This window comes from Caballeronia calidae, assembly GCF_900044055.2.
In the GTDB taxonomy this organism is placed as follows: Bacteria; Pseudomonadota; Gammaproteobacteria; order Burkholderiales; family Burkholderiaceae; genus Caballeronia; species Caballeronia calidae.
Map to the genome: position 1 here is coordinate 1 of NZ_FCOX02000205.1, position 3,254 is coordinate 3,254.

4 protein-coding genes are annotated in these 3,254 nt (G+C 61.9%); all 4 read left to right on the forward strand.

From position 1 onward, the window contains the following. Window positions 1-378 (forward strand): succinate dehydrogenase, cytochrome b556 subunit (gene sdhC / locus AWB78_RS41940; RefSeq protein ID WP_157697885.1); only part of this gene is annotated, 378 nt, incomplete at its 5' end. A gap of 2 nt (window positions 379-380) precedes the next feature. Further along, window positions 381-749 (forward strand): succinate dehydrogenase, hydrophobic membrane anchor protein, encoded by a 369-nt coding sequence (gene sdhD / locus AWB78_RS41945; protein WP_062613132.1) that lies wholly within the window; start codon window positions 381-383, stop codon window positions 747-749. Between the two features lie 5 nt (window positions 750-754). Continuing rightward, on the forward strand, window positions 755-2,530 hold the full coding sequence (sdhA, locus tag AWB78_RS41950) for a succinate dehydrogenase flavoprotein subunit (RefSeq protein ID WP_062613134.1): 1,776 nt from the start codon (window positions 755-757) through the stop codon (window positions 2,528-2,530). 22 nt (window positions 2,531-2,552) lie between these two features. After that, the gene (locus tag AWB78_RS41955; RefSeq protein ID WP_050454292.1) at window positions 2,553-3,254 is read left to right on the forward strand and encodes a succinate dehydrogenase iron-sulfur subunit; all 702 of its coding nucleotides are present in this window, start codon (window positions 2,553-2,555) and stop codon (window positions 3,252-3,254) included.

The window sequence follows — 3,254 nt, forward strand, 5'->3', positions numbered from 1 at the left end:
TACCGGAACATCGGGATCGGCCAAATCGCGAAGTATCGCTTGCCGCTGGCAGGGAAGGTATCGATCCTGCATCGCATCAGCGGGCTCTTGCTCTTCGTGTGTCTGCCGTTCATCCTGTATCTGCTCGATCAGAGCCTCACGTCGGAGATCTCGTTCGACGCGTTCAAGGGCTTCCTCGCCAACCCCATCGTCAAGATCGTCACGCTCGTGCTGTCGTGGGCGTATCTGCATCACTTCTGCGCGGGCATCCGCTATCTGTTCCTCGACATGCATGTCGGCGTGAACAAGGAAGGCGGCAAGCAGACCGCGCTCGTCGTGCTGATCGTTTCGCTGTTGCTCACGCTCGCGATGGCCCTCAAGATCTTCGGAGTGTTCTAAACATGGCAACGCAAAATCGAGTCGGCCCGAAGCGCCTGGTCGTGGGCGCGCATTACGGTCTGCGCGACTGGCTCGCGCAACGCATCACCGCGGTCGTGATGGCCGCGTACACCGTCATTCTTCTCTTCTGGTTCTTCGGCGCGCACAACTTCTCGTATGAAGGCTGGGCGGGCATCTTCGCGACCCAGTGGATGAAGCTCGCCACCTTTGTAGCCCTGCTTTGCCTCTTCTACCACGCGTGGGTCGGCATTCGCGACATCTGGATGGACTACGTCAAGCCGATGGGTCTGCGCCTGTTCCTCCAAGTGCTGACCATCCTCTGGCTCATCGGATGCGCCGGCTACGCTGCACAGATTCTCTGGAGAGTTTAAAGAACATGGCTGCAATCAAGACTTCCCTGCCGCGTCGTCGCTTTGACGTGGTCATCGTCGGTGCGGGTGGATCGGGCATGCGCGCATCGCTGCAGCTCGCGCGCGCCGGGCTCTCCGTCGCGGTGCTGTCGAAGGTGTTTCCGACGCGCTCGCATACCGTGGCCGCGCAAGGCGGCATCGGCGCTTCGCTCGGCAACATGAGCGAAGACAACTGGCACTATCACTTCTACGACACCATCAAGGGCTCCGACTGGCTCGGCGACCAGGATGCGATCGAGTTCATGTGCCGTGAAGCGCCCAACGCCGTCTATGAGCTCGAACACATGGGCATGCCGTTCGACCGTAATCCGGATGGCACGATCTATCAGCGTCCGTTCGGCGGTCACACGGCCAACTACGGCGAGAAGCCGGTGCAACGTGCTTGCGCGGCTGCGGACCGTACCGGTCACGCGCTGCTGCACACGCTGTATCAGCAGAACGTCGCGGCCAAGACGCACTTCTTCGTCGAATGGATGGCGCTGGATCTGATCCGCGACGCCGACGGCGACGTGCTCGGCGTCACCGCGCTCGAAATGGAAACGGGCGACGTCTATATCCTCGAAGGCAAGACCACGCTGTTCGCCACGGGCGGCGCGGGCCGCATCTTCGCGGCATCGACGAATGCGTTCATCAATACCGGCGATGGCCTCGGCATGGCCGCGCGTTCGGGCATCGCGCTGCAGGACATGGAGTTCTGGCAGTTCCACCCGACGGGCGTGGCCGGCGCGGGCGTGCTGATCACCGAAGGCGTGCGCGGCGAAGGCGGCATCTTGCGTAACGCGAACGGCGATCGCTTCATGGAGCGCTATGCGCCGACGCTGAAGGATCTCGCACCGCGCGACTTCGTCTCGCGCTCGATGGACCAGGAGATCAAGGAAGGCCGCGGCGTGGGTCCGAACAAGGATCACGTGCTGCTGGACCTGTCGCACATCGGCGCGGAGACGATCATGAAGCGTCTGCCGTCGATTCGCGAGATCGCGCTGAAGTTCGCGAACGTCGATTGCATCAAGGAGCCGATTCCGGTTGTGCCGACCATCCACTATCAGATGGGCGGTATTCCGACGAACATGCACGGTCAGGTCGTGGGCACGGCCAAGGGCTATAACGATCCGGTCAACGGCTTCTACGCAGTGGGCGAATGCTCGTGCGTATCGGTGCACGGCGCGAACCGTCTGGGCACGAACTCGCTGCTCGATCTCGTCGTGTTCGGGCGTGCCGCGGGCAATCACATCATCAAGCATGCAAGCGAGATGAAAGAGCACAAGCCGCTGCCGGCCGATGCCGCCGACTTCGCGATGGAGCGTCTCGCGGTGCTGGAGAAGTCGACCTCGGGCGAATACACGCAGAGCATCGCCAACGACATCCGCTCGACGATGCAGGCGCACGCGGGCGTGTTCCGCACGGCGAAGCTGCTGGAAGAGGGCGTCGGCAAGATCGCCGAAGTGGCCGAGCGCGTGAAGCACGTGCATCTGAAGGACAAGTCGAAGGTGTTCAACACGGCGAAGGTCGAAGCGCTGGAACTGGCGAACCTGATCGAAGTCGCGCGTGCGACGATGGTCTCGGCCGAAGCGCGCAAGGAAAGCCGCGGCGCGCACGCGCACAGCGACTACGAGCATCGCGACGACGAGAACTGGATGCGTCACTCGCTGTGGTTCAGCGAAGGCGATCGCCTCGACTACAAGCCGGTGCAGATGAAGCCGCTGACGGTTGAATCGGTGCCGCCGAAGGCGCGGACCTTCTAAGGCACGAACGAAGAGAATCGAAATGGCAAAGAGAATTTTTGAAGTCTATCGCTACGATCCGGACAAGGATGCAGCGCCGCGCATGCAGACGTACGAGCTCGATCTGACGCATGAGCGCATGTTGCTCGACGCACTGGTCAAGCTGAAAGAAGTCGATGAGACGCTGTCGTTCCGCCGCTCGTGCCGCGAAGGCGTGTGCGGTTCGGACGCGATGAACATCAACGGCAAGAACGGCCTCGCGTGCCTGACCAATCTGAACGAACTGCCGCAGAAGATCGTGCTGCGCCCGCTGCCGGGTCTGCCGGTGGTGCGCGACCTGATCTGCGACTTCACGCAGTTCTTCAACCAGTATCATTCGATCAAGCCGTATCTGATCAACGATACGCCGCCGCCGGAGAAGGAACGCCTGCAATCGCCGGTGGAGCGCGACGAGCTGGATGGCCTCTACGAGTGCATCCTGTGCGCGAGCTGCTCGACGTCGTGCCCGAGCTTCTGGTGGAACCCGGACAAGTTCGTGGGACCGGCGGGCTTGCTGCAAGCCTATCGCTTCATCGCGGACAGCCGCGACGAGGCGACGGGCGAACGCCTGGACAACCTGGAAGACCCGTATCGTCTGTTCCGTTGCCATACGATCATGAATTGCGTCGACGTGTGCCCGAAGGGGCTCAACCCGACCAAGGCGATCGGCAAGATCAAGGAATTGATGGTGCGAAGGGCTGTCTGA